Origin of the sequence: Shinella zoogloeoides (genome assembly GCF_003574625.1) — a bacterium.
GTDB classification, from domain to species: Bacteria; Pseudomonadota; Alphaproteobacteria; order Rhizobiales; family Rhizobiaceae; genus Shinella; species Shinella zoogloeoides_A.
The window spans coordinates 50038-69491 of record NZ_QNUJ01000006.1 but is presented as its reverse complement, the minus strand read 5'-3'; the positions used below and the strand labels follow the sequence as shown (position 1 = coordinate 69491).

The following is a 19454-nucleotide window of genomic DNA, read 5'->3' as shown; positions in this document are numbered from 1 at the left end:
TCACTTTGCGAGACGGCCTTCCAGATAGCGCTTCAGCGTCGCACGCGTTCCTTCTTTCTGAAGAGAGCGGAGCGCATCGGCAAAGCGCCGGCGGAAGAGTTCCGACGTGCCGACGGAGCCGAAGATGTCCTTCATGTCGAGGAAGGCGAGCGGCTCGTCCCTGGCGGCCGTCGCGGCGGCGCGGATGCGGTCGATATTGGGATCGTTGAAGACGATATCCTTGCCGCTGTCGGTCGTGCCGGCGAGATAATGGCACCAGAGCGCCGAGACCAGCGAGAGGCCGACGACGTCCTCGCCGCGCGACAGCCGGTCGGCGGTGGAGGGCAGGATGAACTTCGGCTGGCGGTTGGACCCGTCCTGCGCCAGCCGCGGGATCGTATCGGCGATCTTCGGATTGGAGAAGCGCCGCTCGATGAGTGCATAATAGTCGTTGAGGTCGGTATCCGGCACGGGCGGGATGACGGGGATGATCTCGTCCCGCTCCAGCTTGGCGAGGAACGCGCGGATATCCGCATCCTCCATCGCCTCGTGCACGAAATGGATGTCGAGCAGCGCCGCCGGATACGCGATGGCCGCATGACCGCCGTTGAGGATGCGGATCTTCATGTGCTCGTAGGGCGCGACATCCGGCACGAACTGGACGCCGGCCTTCTCCAGCGCCGGGCGGCCTTGCGGGAAATGATCCTCCAGCACCCATTGCTTGAATTCCTCGCAGAAGACCGGCCAGGCATCGTCGATGCCGTAGTCGTCGGCCGCGATGCCGATCTCGCGCGGCCCGGTGGCGGGCGTGATGCGGTCGACCATGCCGTTCGGGAAGGCGACATTGGCGTCGATCCAGTCGGCGAGCGCCGGATCGGAAAGACGGGCAAGGCCGGAGATGGCGGCGTGCGTGACCTCGCCATTGCCGGGAATGTTGTCGCAGGACATGACGGTGTAGGGCGCAATGCCCTTCTCCCGGCGCGCCCTGAGGCCAGCGAGGATGAGGCCGAAGACGGTCTTCGGATCGCCGGGATTGGCGGCGTCGGCGGCAATCGCCGGATGGGTGGGATCGAAGACGCCGGAGGCCGGATCGATGAAATAGCCGCCCTCGGTGATGGTCAGCGAGACGATGCGGATCGCCGGATCGGCAAGCCGGGCGACGGTCGCCGCCGCATTGCCGGGGGCGAGATAGCCGATCATCGCGCCGGTGACGCGCGCGCCGGAGCGGTTGTTGTCCTGCTCGACCACGGTCGTCAGGAAATCCTGGCCCGCGAGCTTGTCGCGCATCGCCGCATCGGAGGGCAGCACGCCCGCACCGATGATCGCCCAGTCATGGTCGAGGCCGAGATTGAAGAGGTCGTCGAGATAGACCGCCTGATGCGCCCGGTGGAAATTGCCGACGCCGAAATGGACGATGCCGGCCGCAAGGCTGCCGCGCTCATAGGCGGGCACGCTTGCCGTCCTGGCGATTTCCCTGAGATTGGCGAGCGACAGTTTCGTGGTCATGGTCCATTCCTTCCGGTCTGTCCGGTCATCTCTCTTGCCGGGCCCGCGTTCGGCGCGGGCTCAGCTCATCCAGTTGCCGCCGTCGACATTGTAGGTCTGGGCGACGACGTAGTTGCTCTCCTCAGAGGCCAGGAAGATCGCCATGCCGGTGAGGTCGTCCGCCGTTCCCATGCGGCCGAAGGGCACTTCGGCGCCGACGAGGCGCTTCTTCTCGCCGAGCGGCCGGTTCTCGTATTTCGCAAAGAGCGCGTCGACGCCGTCCCAGTGCTCGCCGTCGACCACGCCGGGGGCGATGGCGTTGACGTTGATGCCGTGCCTGATGAGGTTCAGCCCGGCCGACTGGGTCAGGCTGATGACCGCCGCCTTGGTGGCGCAGTAGATGGCGACGAGCGCCTCGCCGCGCCGGCCGGCCTGGCTCGCCATATTGACGATCTTGCCGCCGCGGCCCTGCGCGATCATCTGTTTCGCCGCAGCTTGCATTGTGAAGAGCGTGCCGGCGACATTGAGCGAGAACAGCCTGTCGTAGCTCTCCCGCGTGATCTCGACGATCGGCGCGAGATCGAAGAGCGCGGCGTTGTTGACGAGGATGTCGAGCCCGCCGGCCTCCTTCACGCAGGTCCCGATGGCCGCGTCGATGGACTCCTGCCGCGTCACGTCCATCTGGATCGCATAGGCCGCAGGGCCGATCTCCTTCGCGGTCGCCTCGGCCCGCTCGATATTGATGTCGGCGATGGCGACGCGCGCGCCCTCGCGGACATAGGCCTCCGCGAAAGCGCGGCCGATACCCCGCGCCGATCCGGTGATCAGCGCGCTCTTGCCTTCCAGTCTGTTCATCGGATCGCCATTCCCTTGTCGTCGAAGCGGTGGATGCGGGTCTCGTCCGGCGTCAGGTAGACGGTGTCGCCATGGGTGACGGGGAAGCCGCCGTCCGCGCGCACCGTCATCGTGCCGACGCCGTCGACATTGACATGCAGGAAGGTGTCGGAGCCGAGATGCTCGGCGACGCCGACGACGCCCTTCCAGGTGCCGCTCTCCTTGGAGAGCTTCAGGTGCTCCGGACGGATGCCGGCGGTCGGCGCGTTCCATGGCCTTGCCGCCTCGCCCGTGACGAAGTTCATGCGCGGGGAGCCGATGAAGCCGGCGACGAAGAGGTTGTCCGGCTTGTTGTAGAGATCGAGCGGCGAGCCGACCTGCTCGATATTGCCGGCATTCAGCACCACGATCTTGTCGGCCATGGTCATGGCCTCCACCTGGTCGTGGGTGACGTAGATCATCGTGGTCTTGAGCTGGTGATGAAGCTCGCTGATTTCGAGCCGCATCGTACCGCGCAGCGCCGCGTCGAGGTTGGACAGCGGCTCGTCGAATAAAAAGGCCGACGGTTCGCGCACGATGGCGCGGCCGATGGCCACGCGCTGGCGCTGACCGCCGGAAAGCTGACCCGGCCGCCGCTCCAGGTAGTTGGTGAGGTTCAGCACGCGTGCTGCTTCCGTCACCTTCCTGTCGATCGCCGCCTGATCCATTTTCGCCATTTTCAGCGGGAAGGCGATGTTCTTGGCGACACTCATATGCGGATAGAGCGCATAAGACTGAAACACCATGGCGAGCCCGCGCTTGGCGGGGGCGGCGGCGGTGACGTCCTTGCCGTCGATCTCGATTGCGCCGCTCGTCGTGTCCTCCAGGCCTGCGATGAGGCGCAAGAGCGTGGACTTGCCGCAGCCCGACGGGCCGACGAAGACCACGAACTCGCCGTCCTCGATGGTGAGGTCGATGCCCGGAATGACCTGCGTCGCGCCGAAGGACTTGTTGACTTTCTTCAGGATGATCTTGCCCATGAGTTCCCTCCCCTTACTTCACGGCGCCGAAGGTCAGGCCGCGGACAAGCTGTTTCTGGCTGAACCATCCCATGATGAGGATGGGGGCGATGGCGAGCGTGGATGCCGCCGAGAGTTTCGCCCAGAACAACCCTTGCGGACTTGAGAACGAGGCGATGAAGGCCGTGAGCGGCGCGGCGTTGGTCGTCGTCAGGCGGATCGTCCAGAAGGATTCGTTCCAGGCGAGGATGATGTTGAGCAGCAGCGTCGAGGCGATGCCCGGCACCGCCATCGGCGTCAGCACATGCACGATCTCGCCCCAGAGCGTCGCTCCGTCCATGCGGGCCGCTTCCAGGATCTCGCCGGGGATTTCGCGGAAGTAGGTGTAGAGCATCCACACGACGATCGGCAGGTTGATCAGCGTCAGCATGACGGTGAGGCCGAAGCGCGTGTCGAGAAGGCCCGTGTCGCGGAAGATCAGGTAGATCGGCACCAGCACGGCGACGGCCGGCATCATCTTGGTCGAGAGCATCCACATCAGGATGTCCTTGGTCCGGCGCGTCGGCGCGAAGGCCATCGACCAGGCGGCGGGGATGGCGACGATAAGCGCCAGCAGCGTGGAACCGACGGAGATGACCACCGAGTTCATGAAGGGCTTGAGATAGTCGCGCTGGGTCTGCACCGTCACGTAGCTTTCCAGCGTGAAGGACGGGATGAGGCTGAAGCCCTTGATCGCCTCCGGCTCCGTCTTCAGCGAGGTGATGACGGTATAGAGGATCGGGAAGAAGATGATCAGCGCGACGATCCAGGCGGCGATCGTGGCCACAACCTTGTGGCGGGTCGAAACGGCTCTTGCCATGGCTTCTCTCCCTACTTGTCCAGGTTCTTGCCGACGGCGCGCATCAGGAAGATGGCGACGATATTGGCGAGGATGACGGCGATGATGCCGCCGGCGGAGGCGCCGCCCACATCGTAGCCGAGGAGCGCGGTGCGGTAGATCAGGAAGGCGAGGTTCGTCGAGGCATAGCCCGGACCACCATTGGTGGTGACGAGGATTTCCGCATAGACGCCGAGCAGGAAGATCGTCTGGATGAGAATGACGACCGTGATGGCGCGCGCGAGATGCGGCAGCGTCAGGTAGATGAAGCGGGAAACGAAGCCCGCGCCGTCCATCTCGGCCGCTTCCTTCTGCTCGCCGTCGAGCGATTGCAGGGCGGTCAGCAGGATGAGCGTCGCAAACGGCAGCCATTGCCAGGCGACGATGATGATGATGGAGAGCAGCGGGAACTGGGCGAACCAGTCGATGGGCTGGAAGCCGAAGGCGCGGTTGATATCCGCAAGCACCCCGTAGCCCGGATGCATGATCATATTCTTCCACACCAGCGCCGCCACCGGCGGCATGACGAAGAAGGGCGAGATGATCATGATGCGCACGATCCCCTGCCCCCAGACCGGCTGGTCGAGGAGAAGCGCGATGGCGATCCCGCCGACGACGGTGATGAGCAGCACCCCGCCGACGATCATCAGCGTGTTCCAGATCGACTGGAAGAAGGCCGGATCGGTATAGAAGAACTGGTAGTTGAAGAGCCCCGTCCAGCTGACATTCGCAGGGTTCAGCAGGTTGTAGTTCTGGAACGAGAACCACAGCGTCATCGCCAGCGGCACGATCATCCAGATCAGAAGCAAGCCCACAGAGGGCGCCAACATCAGCCGCGCAAGCCCGCGCGTATTCTCCGTCGCCATGATTTCCTCCCGAGGGCCGGTGCGGCCGGCCGATGCTGTCAGATCATATATGCCGCCAGCGGCCCCTCACCTGCCTGCCGGCATCCTCACCCCACAGGCGGGGAGAGGAACGATGGGCGCGCCGTTTTCCTCCTTCTCCCCGCCTGCGGGGAGAAGGTCCCGGCAGGGGGAGGCAAACGCCGAGCACGAAACCCCGCGTCCTCGGCTGCCCGGAACGCATTCCGGGCAGCCCGTCCTTGGGGAGGAGGCTTACTTGATGTAGCCGGCGCGGGTCATTTCGCGCACGGCCGTCGTCTGGGCCTGTGCCAGCGCGTCGTCCACGGAGGACTGGCCTGCGAGCACGGCCGAGAAGAGCTGGCCGACCGTCGTGCCGAGACCCTGGAATTCCGGGATCGCGACGAACTGGCCACCCGTATAGGGCACCGGCTTGACCGAGGGCTTGGTGATGTCCGCCGCGTCCATCGCCGCAAGGGTCGGAGCCGCGAAGGGCGCTGCCTTCTCGTACTCGGCATTCTTGTAGAGCGAGGTGCGCGTGCCCGGAGGAACGTTCGCCCAGCCTTCCTTGCTGGCGACGAGCTCGGTGTAGCCCTTGCCGGTCGCCCAAGCGATGAACTTCTGCGCGGCTTCCGCCTTGGTCGAGCTTGCCGGAATGGCGAGGTTCCACGACCACAGCCAATGGCCATGGTTGCCGTTACCCGTATCCGGGAAGATCGCGTAGCCGACCTTGTCGGCGACCGTCGAGTCCTTCGGGTTGGAAACGAAGGAAGCGGCGACCGTCGCATCGATCCACATGCCGCACTTGCCCTGCTGGAAGAGCGTCAGATTCTCGTTGAAGCCGTTGGACGAGGCGCCCTGCGGGCCGGCATCCTTCATCAGGTCGACATAGAACTGGAGGGAGGCCTTCCACTCCGGCTGGTCGAACTGCGGCTGCCACTTCTCGTCGAACCAGCGACCGCCGAAGGAGTTGTTGAGCGCGGAGAGAAACGCCATGTTCTCGCCCCAGCCCGCCTTGCCACGAAGGCAGATGCCGTTGATGTCGGCGCTGCGGTCGGTGATCTTGCGGGCGGCATCGCCGATGAATTCCCAGGTCGGGGAATCGGGCATCTTGAGGCCGGCCTTCTCGAACAGGTCCTTGCGGTACATGATCATGGCGGATTCGCCGTAGAACGGCGCGGCATAGAGCTTGCCGTCGACGGAAAGGCCGCCGCGGATCGCCGGCAGGAGGTCGTCGACGTCATAGTCGTCGCCGAGGCCGTCGAGCGCGACCAGCCAGCCCTGCTTCGCCCAGATCGGAACTTCGTAGTTGCCGATCGTGACGATGTCGTACTGGCCGCCCTTCGTCGCGATATCGGTCGTGACGCGCTCGCGCAGCACGTTTTCCTCGAGCGTCACCCACTCGAGCTGAATGTCCGGATTCTTGGTGGTGAAGTCTTCCGTCAGCCCCTGCATGCGGATCATGTCGCCGTTGTTGACGGTAGCGATCGTGAGGGTTTCGGCATTGGCGAAACCGGCAAGAAGAGCAGCCGAGCAGGTGCCCAGCAGAAGGGTTCTCAAATTCATCATCTTCCTCCCAGAAGGGTTATGAGCATTTGCTTCGCTCATGGGCAATTACTCACACAATGCCGCAGGAAGTCAACGACCATTCGTTGCTGCAATGCACAATGCACGCAGCCATGCCTTGAATCTCATGGAAAATTTCTGCCGGGCGAAAACGCCGTCAGGCCGAAAGCAGGTCGCGCGCCGTCGCTTCGTCGGTGATCACGCCATTGATCATGCGGCCCCTGAGGGCGGCGAGAAGGGCGGCATATTTGCGCTTGCCCTTGGCAAGGCCGATGACCGTGGTCGTCTCGCGCGGCGGCAGCGGCACGGAGGCGACGCGCTCGTTGATGCTGCCGTCGAGCAGCCTTCCATTACTGTCGAACATCCAGCCGCAGATCTCGCCGGCCGCGCCCTCCTCCATCAGCCGCGCCATCTCTTCGGGATCGAGGAAACCGTCGAGGCAGAGCGGCGCGTCGGCGCCGAGCTCGCCGATGCCGACGAAGGCGACATCCGCCTCGCGGCCGAGCTGAAGCGTCGACTGCACGAGGCTCTGCCGGTGCAGGAGATCGCGCTCCTCCGTCGAGGAGACGAGGACGGGCAGCGGCATCGGATAGTGCCGGGCCTTCACCGCGTCGGCCATGGAGAAGATGACGTTGTAATAGGCGGCCGAGCCGTCCGGCCCGATATTGCCGGTGAGAGACAGGATACGGTGCTGCGGGCACTCCATCGCCGGAAGCTGGTCGATCGCCGCCTTCAGCGTGCGCCCGGTACCGACGGCGAGCACGATGGGCTCGCTCTTCTTAAGCCAGCGCTCGATCTCGGCCGCCCCCGCCTCGGCGATGCCGATCGTCGTGGAGGTGGAGCCCGGATCGCTCGGCACGATATCGACATGCACGAGGCCGAATTTCCGCTTGAGCGCTTCGCCCAGCTCCAGGCATTCGGCGATGGGATGGTCGAGGCGAACCTTGATCAGCCGCTCGGCGACGGCAAGCGACACGAGGCGCTGCGCCGACTGGCGGGAAATGCCCATGGCCGAGGCGATCTCGTCCTGCGTGCGGCCGGCGACATAGTAGAGCCAGCCGGCCCTTGCCGCATCGTCCAGCCGCCCGGCTGTTTCCGTCCGCTTCGCCATCGTCTACCCCGTTCGTTTCATAAGATTTGCTGCATCTTTTCCCCCGGCCTGTCAAACGCCGCGTGATGGCGCAGGAAAGACAGGCAAGGCCGCACGGCTTTATTGACGCCGCAAAAAGATAACCCGATTACTCATGTTTATTTTCGCTGCAACCATTGAAAAACCAGCATTTCTTTTGAAGTTTTACCGTTTGATAAAAAAATAAAGCTGGGTTACCGTTCTTCTATTCAAAAAGCCCACTCGAATGGGAGATAACTATGGGAACGACGCAATCTGGGATTCATCGGGGGCGTCTTGCGCCGGCCGAATACGAGACGAACTTTTCCGACCTCCACCCGCGCCTCGACGACCATGAGGCGCTGGTCGCAGCCGACCGCTGCTACTTCTGCTACGACGCGCCGTGCATGACGGCCTGTCCCACCTCCATCGACATTCCGCTGTTCATCCGCCAGATCTCGACGGGCAACCCGATCGGTTCGGCGAAGACCATCTTCGACCAGAACATCCTCGGCGGCATGTGCGCCCGCGTCTGTCCCACCGAGACGCTCTGCGAGCAGGCCTGCGTGCGCAACACCGCCGAGCATCGCCCCGTCGAAATCGGTCGTCTCCAGCGCTACGCGACCGACGTCGCGATGACGGAGAACCAGCATTTCTACGAGCGCGCGGCCCACACGGGCAAAGCCGTGGCCGTCGTCGGCGCCGGCCCGGCGGGTCTCGCCTGCGCCCACCGCCTCGCCATGAACGGCCATGACGTCGTGATCTTCGAGGCGCGCGAGAAGGCCGGCGGCCTCAACGAATACGGCATCGCCACCTACAAGGCCGTCGACGACTTCGCCCAGCGCGAGGTCGACTACGTGCTTGCCATCGGCGGCATCGAGGTGAAGAACGGCCTGAAGCTCGGTCGTGACTTCACGCTCGCCGACCTCACCGCCAATTTCGACGCCGTCTTCCTCGGCATGGGCCTTGCCGGCGTCAACGCGCTCGGCGCGGAAGGCGAGACCCTGCCCGGCGTCGTGGATGCCGTCGATTTCATCGCCGAGCTGCGGCAGGCCGGGGACAAGGCGAGCGTGCCGGTCGGCCGGCGCGTCGTCGTCATCGGCGGCGGCATGACGGCCATCGACGCCGCCGTGCAGGCAAAGCTCCTCGGCGCGGAAGAGGTGACGATCTGCTACCGCCGCGGCAAGGAGCACATGAACGCCTCGCCCTTCGAGCAGGACCTCGCCGCCTCCAAGGGCGTGATGATCCGCCACTGGCTCCAGCCGAAGCGCGTCATCGCCCGCGACGGCCATGTCGCCGGCATCGAGGTGGAATATACCGAGATGCGCGACGGCAGGCTCGTCGGCACCGGCGAGACCGGGGCGCTCGCCGCCGACCAGATCTTCAAGGCCATCGGCCAGACCTTCGAGGCGGCCGGGCTCGGCCTGCTCGCCATGGCCGGCAACCGCATCGCCGTCGACGCCGAGGGCCGCACCTCCGTTCCCAATGTCTGGGCCGGCGGCGACTGCGTGAAGGCCGGCGAGGACCTGACGGTCACCTCTGTCGCGCAAGGGCGCGACGCGGCCGATTCGATCAACCGCATACTGGCTGCCGGCGCGCAGCCTTCCGTTGCCGTCGCTTGAGGGAGATGAGACATGGCTGATCTTCGCAACAATTTCGTCGGCATCAAGTCGCCCAACCCGTTCTGGCTGGCCTCCGCGCCGCCGACCGACAAGGCCTACAATGTCGAGCGCGCCTTCAAGGCGGGCTGGGGCGGCGTGGTCTGGAAGACGCTCGGCGAAGAAGGCCCGCCGGTCGTCAACGTCAACGGCCCGCGCTACGGCGCGATCTGGGGCGCCGACCGCCGCCTCCTCGGTCTCAACAATATCGAGCTCATCACCGACCGCGATCTCTACACGAACCTGATCGAGATGAAGCAGGTCAAGATGAACTGGCCGGACCGGGCGCTGATCGCCTCGATCATGGTGCCCTGCGAGGAGGAGAGCTGGAAAGCGATCCTGCCGCTGGTGGAAGAGACCGGCGCGGACGGCATCGAGCTCAATTTCGGCTGTCCGCACGGCATGTCCGAGCGCGGCATGGGCGCGGCGGTCGGCCAGGTGCCGGAATATATCGAGATGGTCGTGCGCTGGTGCAAGCAGTATACCCGCATGCCCGTCATCACCAAGCTGACGCCGAACATCACCGATATCCGCAAGCCCGCCCGCGCGGCCAAGGCCGGCGGCACAGACGCCGTGTCGCTGATCAACACGATCAACTCCATCGTGTCGGTCAATCTCGACAGCTTCGCCCCCAACCCGACGGTCGGCGGCAAGGGCACGCATGGCGGCTATTGTGGGCCGGCGGTCAAACCCATCGCACTCAACATGGTGGCCGAGATCGCCCGCGACCCGGAGACCTACGGCCTGCCGATCTCCGGCATCGGCGGCGTGACGACATGGCGCGACGCCGCCGAGTTCCTGGCGCTCGGCGCAGGCAACGTGCAGGTCTGCACGGCAGCCATGACCTACGGCTTCAAGATCGTGCAGGAGATGATCTCAGGCCTTTCCGACTGGATGGACGCCAAGGGCCACCGCAGCCTTGACGACATCTGCGGCCGCGCCGTGCCGAACGTCACGGACTGGCAGTATCTCAACCTCAACTACATCGCCAAAGCCCATATCGACCAGGATGCCTGCATCAAGTGCGGCCGCTGCCACATCGCCTGCGAGGACACCTCGCACCAGGCGATCACCCAGTTCGTCGACGGCGTCCGGCATTTCGAGGTGATGGAGGACGAGTGCGTCGGCTGCAATCTCTGCGTCAACGTCTGCCCGGTCGAGAACTGCATCACCATGGTGGGCCTCGAACCCGGCACGCTCGACCAGCGCACCGGCAAGCCCGTCGACCCGAACTACGCCAACTGGACGACCCATCCGAACAACCCGGCGGCCCGCCAGGCAGCGGAGTAAGCCAACCCGCCGGGGCCTCAGGCCCCGGCGAACTGGTCGTAGGCGCGCAGGGCATCGGCCGCATACATCAGTGCCGGCCCGCCCCCCATATAGACGCACATCACCATCACCTCTGCGACCTCCTGTCGGCTGGCGCCCAGCTCGTGCAGCGCCTTGGCATGGAAGCCGATGCAGCCGTCGCAGCGCTGCGTCACGCCAATGGCGAGCGCGATCAATTCCTTCGTCTTCCTGTCCAGCGCGCCTTCGGCGCCCGCGCCCTTCGCGAGCGCCGAAAAGCCCTGCATCGCTTCCGGCGCAAGCTTGCGCAGCTCGCCCATATAGGCCGAGATATCCCTTGTGATCGCCTTGTAGTCCTTCGTCATGGCTCGCTCCTTGCAGCTTTACATTTCATATTTTCTTGATATCATAAAAATATAAATCATAAAGAGATGCCCGTGACGATTACCGAAGAGATGCCGGCGAAGGCCGAGACGGTGGCGAATTTCCTGAAGGGACTCGCCAGTTCCCACCGCCTCCTGATCCTGTGTGCGCTGGCGAACGGCGAGCGCAACGTGAACGAGCTGATCGGGGAGACGGGCATCGCCCAGACCTCGATGTCGCAGCACCTCGCCAAATTGAAGGAGGAAGGGATCGTGCGCTTCCGGCGCGATCACCGCACTCTTTTCTACGCCATCGACCATCCGGCCGTGATGGAAATCATGGCCGTGCTCTACGCCCGCTTCTGCGCAAAGGACTGACCATGACCGCATCCGTGTCCCCGAAAGACGCCGCCCTGTGGCTCGCCTCCGGCGAGGCCGTGCTGGTCGACGTGCGCGAACCGGACGAGTTCCGTGCCGAGCACATCGCCTGCGCCGCCTCGATCCCGCTTTCTTCGCTCGACCACGCGCTTGCCGGCGCGCAGATACCTGCCGACCGCAAGATGATCTTCCAGTGCCTGAAAGGCGCGCGCGGCGAAGCGGCCTGCCGGACGGCCGAAGCAGCCGGCGCAGGCCGTGCGGTTTACAATCTCGAAGGCGGTATTGCCGCATGGAAGGAAGCCGGCCTGCCCGTCGTCGGCGGTGCCCGGTCGGCGGCGATCCCGCTCTTCCGGCAGGTCCAGATCGCGGTCGGCATCCTGATCGCCGCTCTGGTCGCGCTGGGCTTTTCCGGCCTGACCGCCGCCTTCGCCCTCGCCGGCGTCATCGGCATCATGTTGGCCTTCGCCGGCACGACGGGCTGGTGTGGCATGGCGATGCTGCTGGCGCGCATGCCCTGGAACCGGCAGCCGGCCTGATGCCCCTTACTCGAAGATGTTGAAGCTCTGCCCCGCGCTATAGGCGAGGAAGGCGAGCGCCGTGAAATAAACGACGGTCAGCACCACCATTGCGTAGCCGGCGAGCACCACCAGCCCGTCGCGCTGCGAGATACCGGCGGCGAGCAGCAGGATAGCGACGCCCGGCAGCGTGTTGGAAAAGGGAATGAGCCCGAGCGGCGCCATCAGCAGCAGCCCCGCCCCCATCAGCGCCAGCCCGTTGATCCGGTTCATCACGGCGCCCGTCGTCACCGAGGCGAAGCGCGGCTTGAAGAAGCGGTCGATCCGGCGCAGGAACGTCACGCCGCGCTGCAGCACCGGCCGCAGCCGGCCGCTTTCCAGCCGCCGGTCGGCGACCTTTTCCGGCAGCCAGGGCAGCCGGTTCAGCGTGATCGCCGCGCTGATCAGCACGATGCCCGCGCCGAAGACGGTGGAGACGCCGGGGATCGACACGGGAAAGAGGAAGGGCAGCGACAGGAAGGCGCAGAGCAGAAGGAGACCGCTTTCCCCCATCATCGTGAGAAGGTCGCGCAGCGTGATGTGCTCGCCCCGGATCGAATGGAGGATGTCCTCGAGCAGTTCGCTCGTCTTGCGGTCGGTATCCTTGAAGCCGATGGCTGCCGTCATGAACTGTCCTTTGCCGTGCCGCGTGTCTGTGGGCGGGGAATGCGGCTTTCCTATGGGCTCTGGCGCATCCTCTCGCCCAAGGCTATGAGCAACGGGGCGGGAGGCGGGCAAGCCGCGCCGCAGACGATAGGATGATTTTCTTGACGAAGCGTATGCCGGCCCCGGCGGGCCTTTCCACCCACGCCAAGGGCCACGAGAAGCTGAAGGGCCATCTCGCCATGCTGCTCTTCGCCGTGCTGATCGCCGGCTCCTTCTCCTTCGGCGGGCTCGCGGCCCGCTACATGAAGGCCGAGCCGCTGATGCTCTGGCGCTATATCCTGACCATCGTCGTCATGGCCGTGCTCGCCTTCGGCGTCTTCCGCGTCCCCACGGCCCTGCCGAAGCAGGCGTGGCGCTTCCTGCTGCTCGGCGGCCTCATCGCGGCCTATATGCTGACCATGTTCATGGCGCTGGAATTCACCAGCCCCGTCGCCACCGGCGCGGTCTTCACCCTGATGCCGCTGCTGAGCGCCGCCTTCGCGCTGCCGGTGCTCGGCCAGCGCACCAGACCGGGCGTGCTGGCGGGCCTCATCATCGCCGCCGCGGGCGCGGTCTGGGTGATCTTCCGCGGCAATGTCGATGCGATCCTTTCCTTCGATGTCGGTACCGGCGAGATGATCTTCTTCGTCGGCGTCATCTGCCATGCGCTCTATGTGCCGCTGATCCGCCGCTTCGACCGGGGCGAGCATGCCGTCGCCTTCGGCTTCTGGGTCACGGTGGGCGCGACGCTCTGGCTGATACCGCCCGGCATAAGAGGCCTCGTCCAGACCGACTTCTCGGCCCTCCCCCTCACCGTCTACGCCGCCGTCGCCTATCTCGCGGTCGTCACCACGGCCCTCACCTTCCTGCTGCTGCAATATGCCTCGATGCGCCTGCCGGCCTCCAAGCTGCTCGGCTACGGCTACCTGACGCCGAGCTTCATCATCCTGCTGGAAGGCCTGCTCGGCCATGGCTGGGCGAGCCTGCCGGTGCTGGCCGGCGCGCTGGTCACGGCCTGCGGCCTCGCGCTGATGGCTTTCCTGCCCGACTGAACTTTTTTCGGAACGATCCGCCGCGCCGCGCGTTGCCGCCCTGTTGGGGCGCACCTTGAGCAGCGACGGAGTGCGCATTTTGAAGCGATTTGAGATCATCGATGGCATGCGGGGCTATTTCCTCGTCTTCATGCTCATCAACCACCTGATATTCGTCGGCGGCTACTGGATGATGGAGGTGAACCACCGTCAGTTCGCCTTCGTGGAGGACGCGCAGGGCTTCGTCTTCCTCTCCGGCCTGCTGATCGGCATGGTCTATGCCCGCAAGATGCTGAAATACGGCTACGACACCGGGCGCCAACTCATCCGCAACCGCGCCTTCGAGCTCTACCGCTATGCCATGGGCACGGTGATGGCGGTGCTCGTCGTGCAGATGTTCCTGCCCGATGCCTACCGGCTCTGGTACAACTGGCTCGGCACCACGAATTTCGACGAGCCGCTGCGGCTGGCGGCCATCGCCACCTTCCTCTTCCAGCCGACCTTCATGGATATCCTGCCGCAATATATCGTCTACATGATCTTCGCGCCGCCGCTCGTCTGGCTGTGCCTGCGGGGCAAGTGGGCGCATGTGCTCGCCGGGTCGCTGATCGCCTGGATGGCCGCGCAGCTCGGCCTGCAGCGCTTCGCCACCGAGCCGCTGAACGCCCTCGTCACCGGCGCCGACGGCCAGGGCATCCGCGCCAGCTTCAACATGCTCGGCTGGCAGATCGTCTTCTTCTCCGCCATGGTGATCGGCGTCCTCACCGCGCAGAAGAAGATCGACTGGCAGGCCATCTTCTCGCCGGAGAGGACATTGCTGCCCAAGGCCGCGCTCGCCATCTGCCTGTTCTTCCTGCCGCTGCGCATCGTCACCGCCTGGGACCTGTTGCCGCAAGCCGTGCTCGACAAATTCGCGACGATGGAGATCCGCGCCGATTTCGGCCCGGTCTACCTCCTCAACTTCGCCGCCGTGGCGACGGGCCTCGCCTGGCTGCTGATCGCCGGCCCGAAGCATCACAATGCCTTCGTCCGTGCGCTTGCCCGCGGCGTGACGGCGGTCTTCACGCTGCGCTTCCTGCGCCTGCTCGGCCGCCATTCGCTGCAGGTCTATGTCTGGCACGTCGCCATCGTCTATGCGGTCTATTATGCGGATGGCCGCACGCCCGCACTTTCGCAGCTCACCAAGACGACGATCGCCCTCGTCTGCATCGCGCTGCTGCCCCTGCCCGCCCTCTGGCGCGAACGCGAGCAGATCGCCGCCAGCCTCTTCGGCCAGCCGAAGGCCGAACCGGTGGAAACGAAGTCTAGATCTGCTGCTCGCTGATATTGAGCCCGGCGACGAAAAGCTGTTCGAGGAAGCGCGCCGCATCCTCGAACCGCCCCTCGCCGGACTGCCCCTGCCCGAGCACCGCACGCACCTGCACGTCGAAGTCGGCATAGTGCTGCGTGGTGGACCAGATGGAGAAGATGAGGTGATAGGGATCGCATTTGGCGATCTTGCCGGCCTTCGCCCAGCTGCGGATGACCTCCGCCTTCTCGTCGACCAGCGCCTTCAGCGGCCCCTTCAGCTCATCCTCGATATTGGGCGCGCCCTGCAGGATCTCGTTGGCGAAAAGCCGGCTTTCGCGCGGGAAATCCCGCGCCATCTCCAGCTTGCGGCGGATATAGCTGCGGATCTCCGAGACCGGATTGCCGCCCGCGTCGAACTCGCGCAGCGGATCGAGCCAGGTGTCGAGGACGCGGGTGATCAGCGCCCGGTGCATCGCCTCCTTGGTGCGGAAATAGTAGAGGAGGTTCGGCTTGGACATGCCGGCGACCTCGGCGATCTGGTCCACCGTCGCGCCGCGGAAGCCGTGCAGCGAAAAGACCTCCAGCGCCGCTTCGAGGATCTGCTCTTCCTTGGCTTCCTGGATGCGCGTGCGCCGCTGTGTCCTCGCCGCCCTCGGTAGTGCCATCGTGCCCCCTCGGCGTCCTCCGCCGCGCGGAAAAGTGCCGTCAAATTCACCAGTTTAACCAGCCGCCATTTTCTTGGCGCTCACCAAAGGTTTTTGGTTTTTCGGCTTGAGTGCCGCAACGGAAGCTGTAATGTTTACCAACCGGTCAAATTATCAGACAGTTATCAAGTAAAGGCAACTGCTCTGAACGGACGGCGCAAAAACAACAATCGCGCTGCCGGCCGGTGGGAACAAAATGGGGCCTCAAAGAGCCCGAAGACGTGGGAGCATACGACATGGCCGCACCCGGCGAGAACATGCGTGTCAACGCGGACCGCCTGTGGGATTCCCTCATGGACATGGCGAAGATCGGCCCCGGCATCGCCGGCGGCAACAATCGCCAGACGCTGACCGATTCAGACGCCGAGGGCCGGCGCCTCTTCCAGACATGGTGCGACGACGCGGGCCTGACCATGGGCGTCGACACGATGGGCAACATGTTCATGACGCGCGCCGGCACCGATCCAGACGCCCTGCCCGTCTATGTCGGCTCGCATCTCGATACCCAGCCGACCGGCGGCAAGTATGACGGCGTGCTCGGCGTGCTCGCGGGCCTGGAGGTCGTGCGCTCGCTGAACGATCTCGGCATCGAAACGAAGCACCCGATCGTCGTCACCAACTGGACGAACGAGGAAGGCGCCCGCTTCGCCCCGGCCATGCTCGCCTCCGGCGTCTTCGCCGGCGTGCACACGCAGGACTACGCCTATGGCCGCAAGGACCCGGAGGGCAAGACCTTCGGCGACGAACTGAAGCGCATCGGCTGGGTCGGCGACGAAGAGGTCGGCGCGCGCAAGATGCACGCCTATTTCGAATACCACATCGAGCAGGGACCGATCCTCGAAGCCGAGAAGAAGGAAATCGGCGTCGTCACCCACTGTCAGGGCCTGTGGTGGCTGGAATTCACGCTGACCGGCCGCGAGGCGCATACCGGCTCGACGCCGATGGCGATGCGCGTCAATGCCGGCCTTGCCATGTCACGCATCCTCGAAATGGTGCAGACGGTCGCCATGGAGAACCAGCCGGGTGCCGTCGGCGGCGTCGGCCAGGTGTTCTTCTCGCCGAATTCGCGCAACGTGCTGCCCGGCAAGGTCGTCTTCACCGTCGACATCCGCTCGCCCGACCAGAAGAAGCTCGACGGCATGCGCGCCCGCATCGAGGCGGAAGCGCCGAAGATCTGCGAGGCGCTCGGCGTCGGCTGTTCCGTCGAGGCGGTTGGTCATTTCGACCCCGTCACCTTCGACCCGACGCTCGTCGCGACCGTCCGCAAGGCCGCCGAGGACCTCGGCTACAGCCACATGAACCTCATCTCCGGCGCAGGCCATGACGCCTGCTGGGCCGCTAAGGTCGCCCCCGCCACGATGATCATGTGCCCCTGCGTCGGCGGCCTCTCGCACAACGAGGCGGAGGACATCTCGAAGGAATGGGCCGCCGCCGGCGCGGACGTGCTGCTCCATGCGGTGATCGAGACGGCGGGCATCGCCGAGTGATCCTCAGCCGCCCAGCCAGCCGGGCGGTTCCACGCGTTGCGTGCACGAAAATCAAGACAGGGAACGGACCAACATGAGCACAGTCATCAAGGGCGGTACCATTGTCACCGCCGACCTGACCTACAAGGCGGACGTGAAGATCGAGGGTGGGAAGATCGTCGGGATCGGCCCGGACCTTTCCGGCGACGAGGTGCTGGATGCGGCGGGCTGTTATGTCATGCCGGGCGGCATCGATCCGCATGTCCATCTCGAAATGCCCTTCATGGGCACCTATTCGGCCGACGATTTCGAAAGCGGCACGCGGGCCGGCCTTGCCGGCGGCACGACCATGGTGGTCGATTTCTGCCTGCCCGATCCCGGCCAGTCGCTGCTCGACGCCTTGAAGCGCTGGGACAACAAGTCGACCCGCGCCAACTGCGACTATTCCTTCCACATGTCCGTGACCTGGTGGGGCGAGCAGGTCTTCGACGAGATGAAGACCGTCGTCGAGGAAAAGGGCATCAACACCTTCAAGCACTTCATGGCCTACAAGGGCGCGCTGATGGTGAACGACGACGAGATGTTCGCCTCGTTCCAGCGCTGCGCCGCGCTCGGCGCACTGCCGCTCGTCCATGCGGAGAACGGCGACGTCGTCGCCGCCATGCAGCAGAAGCTGATGGACGAAGGCAACAACGGGCCGGAAGGCCACGCCTATTCCCGCCCGCCCTCCGTCGAGGGCGAGGCGACGAACCGCGCCATCATCATCGCCGACATGGCGGGCGCCCCGCTCTATGTCGTGCACACCTCCTGCGAACAGTCGCACGAGGCCATCCGCCGCGCCCGGCAGAACGGCATGCGCGTCTACGGTGAGCCGCTGATCCAGCACCTGACGCTCGACGAGAGCGAATATTTCGACAAGGACTGGGACCATGCCGCCCGCCGCGTCATGAGCCCGCCCTTCCGCAACAGGCAGCACCAGGATTCGCTCTGGGCCGGCCTAGCCAGCGGCTCGCTGCAGGTGGTGGCGACCGACCATTGCGCCTTCACGACCGAACAGAAGCGCACCGGCATCGGCGATTTCCGCAAGATCCCGAACGGCACCGGGGGCTTGGAAGACCGCATGCCGATGCTCTGGACGCACGGCGTCAACACCGGCCGCCTCACCATGAACGAGTTCGTCGCCGTCACCTCCACCAACATCGCCAAGATCCTCAACGTCTATCCGCGCAAGGGCGCGATCCTTGTCGGCGCCGATGCCGATATCGTCGTCTGGGACCCGAAGCGCAGCAAGACCATCTCGGCGAAGAACCAGCAATCCTCCATCGAATACAATGTCTTCGAGGGCAAGGACGTGACCGGCCTGCCGCGCTACACGCTGACGCGCGGCGTCGTCGCCGTCGAGGAAAGCACCATCAAGACCCGCGAGGGCCATGGCCAGTTCGTCAGGCGCGAGCCCTTCACGGCGGTCAACAAGGCGCTCTCCACCTGGAAGGAGATCACCGCGCCGCGCAAGGTGGAGCGTACCGGCATTCCGGCGAGCGGCGTCTGATGGGCGCCGGCCGTTCGCTTCCCGCTCTTCTGTTCGGCATCGTCCTCGCCGGTCCGGCGGGGGCGGCGGCCGTGGTCGACGGCAGCTATGGCGACAAGGAAGGCTGCCTCTATTCCGAAACCGGCGAATCCTCGGGCAGCGACATCTTCTTCCTTCTCAACAGGGAAGGCGTGACCACCGCCGTCTCCTACTGCGCCTTCAAGGGCGACGGCCGGAAGGTGGGCGGCGCGACGGTGGTGTCGGCCGAATGCCACGAGGAGGGCGCGACCGAGGCGACGCCCTACGAGATGACGCTGACGCCGGACCATGGCGGCTACACAGTCGGCTTTGCCGACGGCACGCGCTGGGGGCCGCTGATGCGGTGCAAGAAGTGACGGGTGGGCATCCGGCATATAGACGCCTACGCGGGAACCAGCGCATCGAGATGCGGCAGAAGCACCACGCTCTCCTGCTCGTGGGGATCTGTCCGGGCGACGACGGCGCAGACCGGCGCGTCGGAGAGATTGGCGGGAAGATGCGGCACGCCGGCGGGAATGTAGAACATCTCGCCGGCCCTGACGACGACATGGTTCTCCAGCCGCGCGCCGTACCAGGTATGCGCCTCGCCGGAGAGCACGTAGATCGCCGTTTCGTGGCTCTCGTGCAGATGCGCCTTCGCCCTCCCGCCGGGGGGGATCGTCAGCAGATGCATGCAGATGCCGGAGGCGCCCACCGTCTCGCGGGCAATGCCCTCGAAATAGCTGAACCCCTGCTTTCCGTCATAGGTTCCGCCCGGGCGCACCACCCGGCATTCGGCCGTCGTTTCCACCGCCATCGTCTCCTC

20 protein-coding genes are annotated in these 19454 nt (G+C 65.1%); 9 read left to right on the top strand and 11 right to left on the bottom strand.

The features are described from left to right. From DSD28_RS13125 to DSD28_RS13095, 7 genes are all read right to left on the bottom strand, one after another. On the bottom strand, positions 1–1485 hold the full coding sequence (locus tag DSD28_RS13125) for a mannitol dehydrogenase family protein (RefSeq protein WP_119256863.1): 1485 nt from the start codon (positions 1483–1485) through the stop codon (positions 1–3). Positions 1486–1545: 60 nt separating this feature from the next. Further along, positions 1546–2319, bottom strand: coding sequence for an L-iditol 2-dehydrogenase (locus tag DSD28_RS13120; protein WP_119256862.1), 774 nt, complete (start codon positions 2317–2319; stop codon positions 1546–1548). Beyond that, entirely contained in the window at positions 2316–3317 is a 1002-nt protein-coding gene (locus DSD28_RS13115; RefSeq protein WP_119256861.1) for an ABC transporter ATP-binding protein, read from the bottom strand. The genes DSD28_RS13120 and DSD28_RS13115 overlap by 4 nt, the downstream gene beginning before the upstream one ends. Before the next feature lie 13 nt (positions 3318–3330). Continuing rightward, positions 3331–4155 (bottom strand): carbohydrate ABC transporter permease, encoded by an 825-nt coding sequence (locus DSD28_RS13110; protein WP_119256860.1) that lies wholly within the window; start codon positions 4153–4155, stop codon positions 3331–3333. 11 nt (positions 4156–4166) lie between these two features. Next, positions 4167–5039: a carbohydrate ABC transporter permease gene (locus DSD28_RS13105; RefSeq protein ID WP_119256859.1), complete on the bottom strand. Its 873-nt coding sequence runs from the start codon at positions 5037–5039 to the stop codon at positions 4167–4169. Positions 5040–5288: 249 nt separating this feature from the next. Next, positions 5289–6599 carry an ABC transporter substrate-binding protein gene (locus tag DSD28_RS13100; protein ID WP_119256858.1) on the bottom strand — a complete coding sequence of 437 codons (1311 nt, stop codon included), beginning with the start codon at positions 6597–6599 and terminating at the stop codon, positions 5289–5291. Between the two features lie 157 nt (positions 6600–6756). After that, a complete protein-coding gene (locus DSD28_RS13095; RefSeq protein WP_119256857.1) occupies positions 6757–7710 on the bottom strand; it encodes a sugar-binding transcriptional regulator in 954 nt (317 codons plus the stop codon). 257 nt (positions 7711–7967) lie between these two features. Between DSD28_RS13095 and DSD28_RS13090 the strand changes: the two genes are divergently transcribed. Together DSD28_RS13090 and preA are read left to right on the top strand one after the other, a co-directional pair. Then, entirely contained in the window at positions 7968–9329 is a 1362-nt protein-coding gene (locus DSD28_RS13090) for an NAD(P)-dependent oxidoreductase (RefSeq protein WP_119256856.1), read from the top strand. Positions 9330–9341: 12 nt separating this feature from the next. Continuing rightward, positions 9342–10655, top strand: a complete 1314-nt coding sequence (gene preA / locus DSD28_RS13085) for an NAD-dependent dihydropyrimidine dehydrogenase subunit PreA (RefSeq protein WP_119256855.1) — start codon at positions 9342–9344, stop codon at positions 10653–10655. 17 nt (positions 10656–10672) lie between these two features. Here preA and DSD28_RS13080 read toward each other — a convergent pair whose 3' ends face one another. Further along, the gene (locus DSD28_RS13080; protein ID WP_119256854.1) at positions 10673–11017 is read right to left on the bottom strand and encodes a carboxymuconolactone decarboxylase family protein; all 345 of its coding nucleotides are present in this window, start codon (positions 11015–11017) and stop codon (positions 10673–10675) included. Positions 11018–11089: 72 nt separating this feature from the next. Here DSD28_RS13080 and DSD28_RS13075 point away from each other — a divergent pair, with 72 nt between their 5' ends. After that, positions 11090–11392, top strand: coding sequence for an ArsR/SmtB family transcription factor (locus tag DSD28_RS13075; RefSeq protein ID WP_245424827.1), 303 nt, complete (start codon positions 11090–11092; stop codon positions 11390–11392). 2 nt (positions 11393–11394) lie between these two features. Beyond that, positions 11395–11928 (top strand): rhodanese-like domain-containing protein, encoded by a 534-nt coding sequence (locus tag DSD28_RS13070; RefSeq protein ID WP_119256852.1) that lies wholly within the window; start codon positions 11395–11397, stop codon positions 11926–11928. Positions 11929–11934: 6 nt separating this feature from the next. On the opposite strand, the gene DSD28_RS13065 is transcribed toward DSD28_RS13070, so the two are convergent. After that, positions 11935–12573, bottom strand: coding sequence for an exopolysaccharide biosynthesis protein (locus DSD28_RS13065; RefSeq protein ID WP_119256851.1), 639 nt, complete (start codon positions 12571–12573; stop codon positions 11935–11937). Between the two features lie 140 nt (positions 12574–12713). On the opposite strand from DSD28_RS13065, the gene DSD28_RS13060 reads away from it, so the two are divergent. Both DSD28_RS13060 and DSD28_RS13055 read left to right on the top strand, forming a co-directional pair. Further along, a complete protein-coding gene (locus tag DSD28_RS13060) occupies positions 12714–13643 on the top strand; it encodes a DMT family transporter (protein ID WP_245424826.1) in 930 nt (309 codons plus the stop codon). A 79-nt stretch (positions 13644–13722) separates the two neighbouring features. Next, positions 13723–14946, top strand: coding sequence for an OpgC family protein (locus DSD28_RS13055; RefSeq protein ID WP_119256850.1), 1224 nt, complete (start codon positions 13723–13725; stop codon positions 14944–14946). Here DSD28_RS13055 and DSD28_RS13050 read toward each other — a convergent pair. After that, positions 14927–15577 (bottom strand): TetR family transcriptional regulator C-terminal domain-containing protein, encoded by a 651-nt coding sequence (locus DSD28_RS13050; protein WP_119256849.1) that lies wholly within the window; start codon positions 15575–15577, stop codon positions 14927–14929. The genes DSD28_RS13055 and DSD28_RS13050 overlap by 20 nt on opposite strands. A 275-nt stretch (positions 15578–15852) precedes the next feature. Between DSD28_RS13050 and DSD28_RS13045 the strand changes: the two genes are divergently transcribed. From DSD28_RS13045 to DSD28_RS13035, 3 genes are all read left to right on the top strand, one after another. After that, positions 15853–17103 (top strand): Zn-dependent hydrolase, encoded by a 1251-nt coding sequence (locus DSD28_RS13045; protein WP_119256848.1) that lies wholly within the window; start codon positions 15853–15855, stop codon positions 17101–17103. A 73-nt stretch (positions 17104–17176) separates the two neighbouring features. After that, positions 17177–18631 (top strand): dihydropyrimidinase, encoded by a 1455-nt coding sequence (gene hydA, locus DSD28_RS13040; RefSeq protein ID WP_119256847.1) that lies wholly within the window; start codon positions 17177–17179, stop codon positions 18629–18631. Next, complete coding sequence (locus DSD28_RS13035) at positions 18631–19005, top strand: hypothetical protein (RefSeq protein WP_119256846.1); 375 nt, start codon at positions 18631–18633, stop codon at positions 19003–19005. Before hydA ends, DSD28_RS13035 begins: the two co-directional genes overlap by 1 nt. A 26-nt stretch (positions 19006–19031) precedes the next feature. On the opposite strand, the gene DSD28_RS13030 is transcribed toward DSD28_RS13035, so the two are convergent. Then, on the bottom strand, positions 19032–19445 hold the full coding sequence (locus tag DSD28_RS13030; RefSeq protein ID WP_119256845.1) for a cupin domain-containing protein: 414 nt from the start codon (positions 19443–19445) through the stop codon (positions 19032–19034). Between the last annotated feature and the right edge of the window lie 9 nt (positions 19446–19454).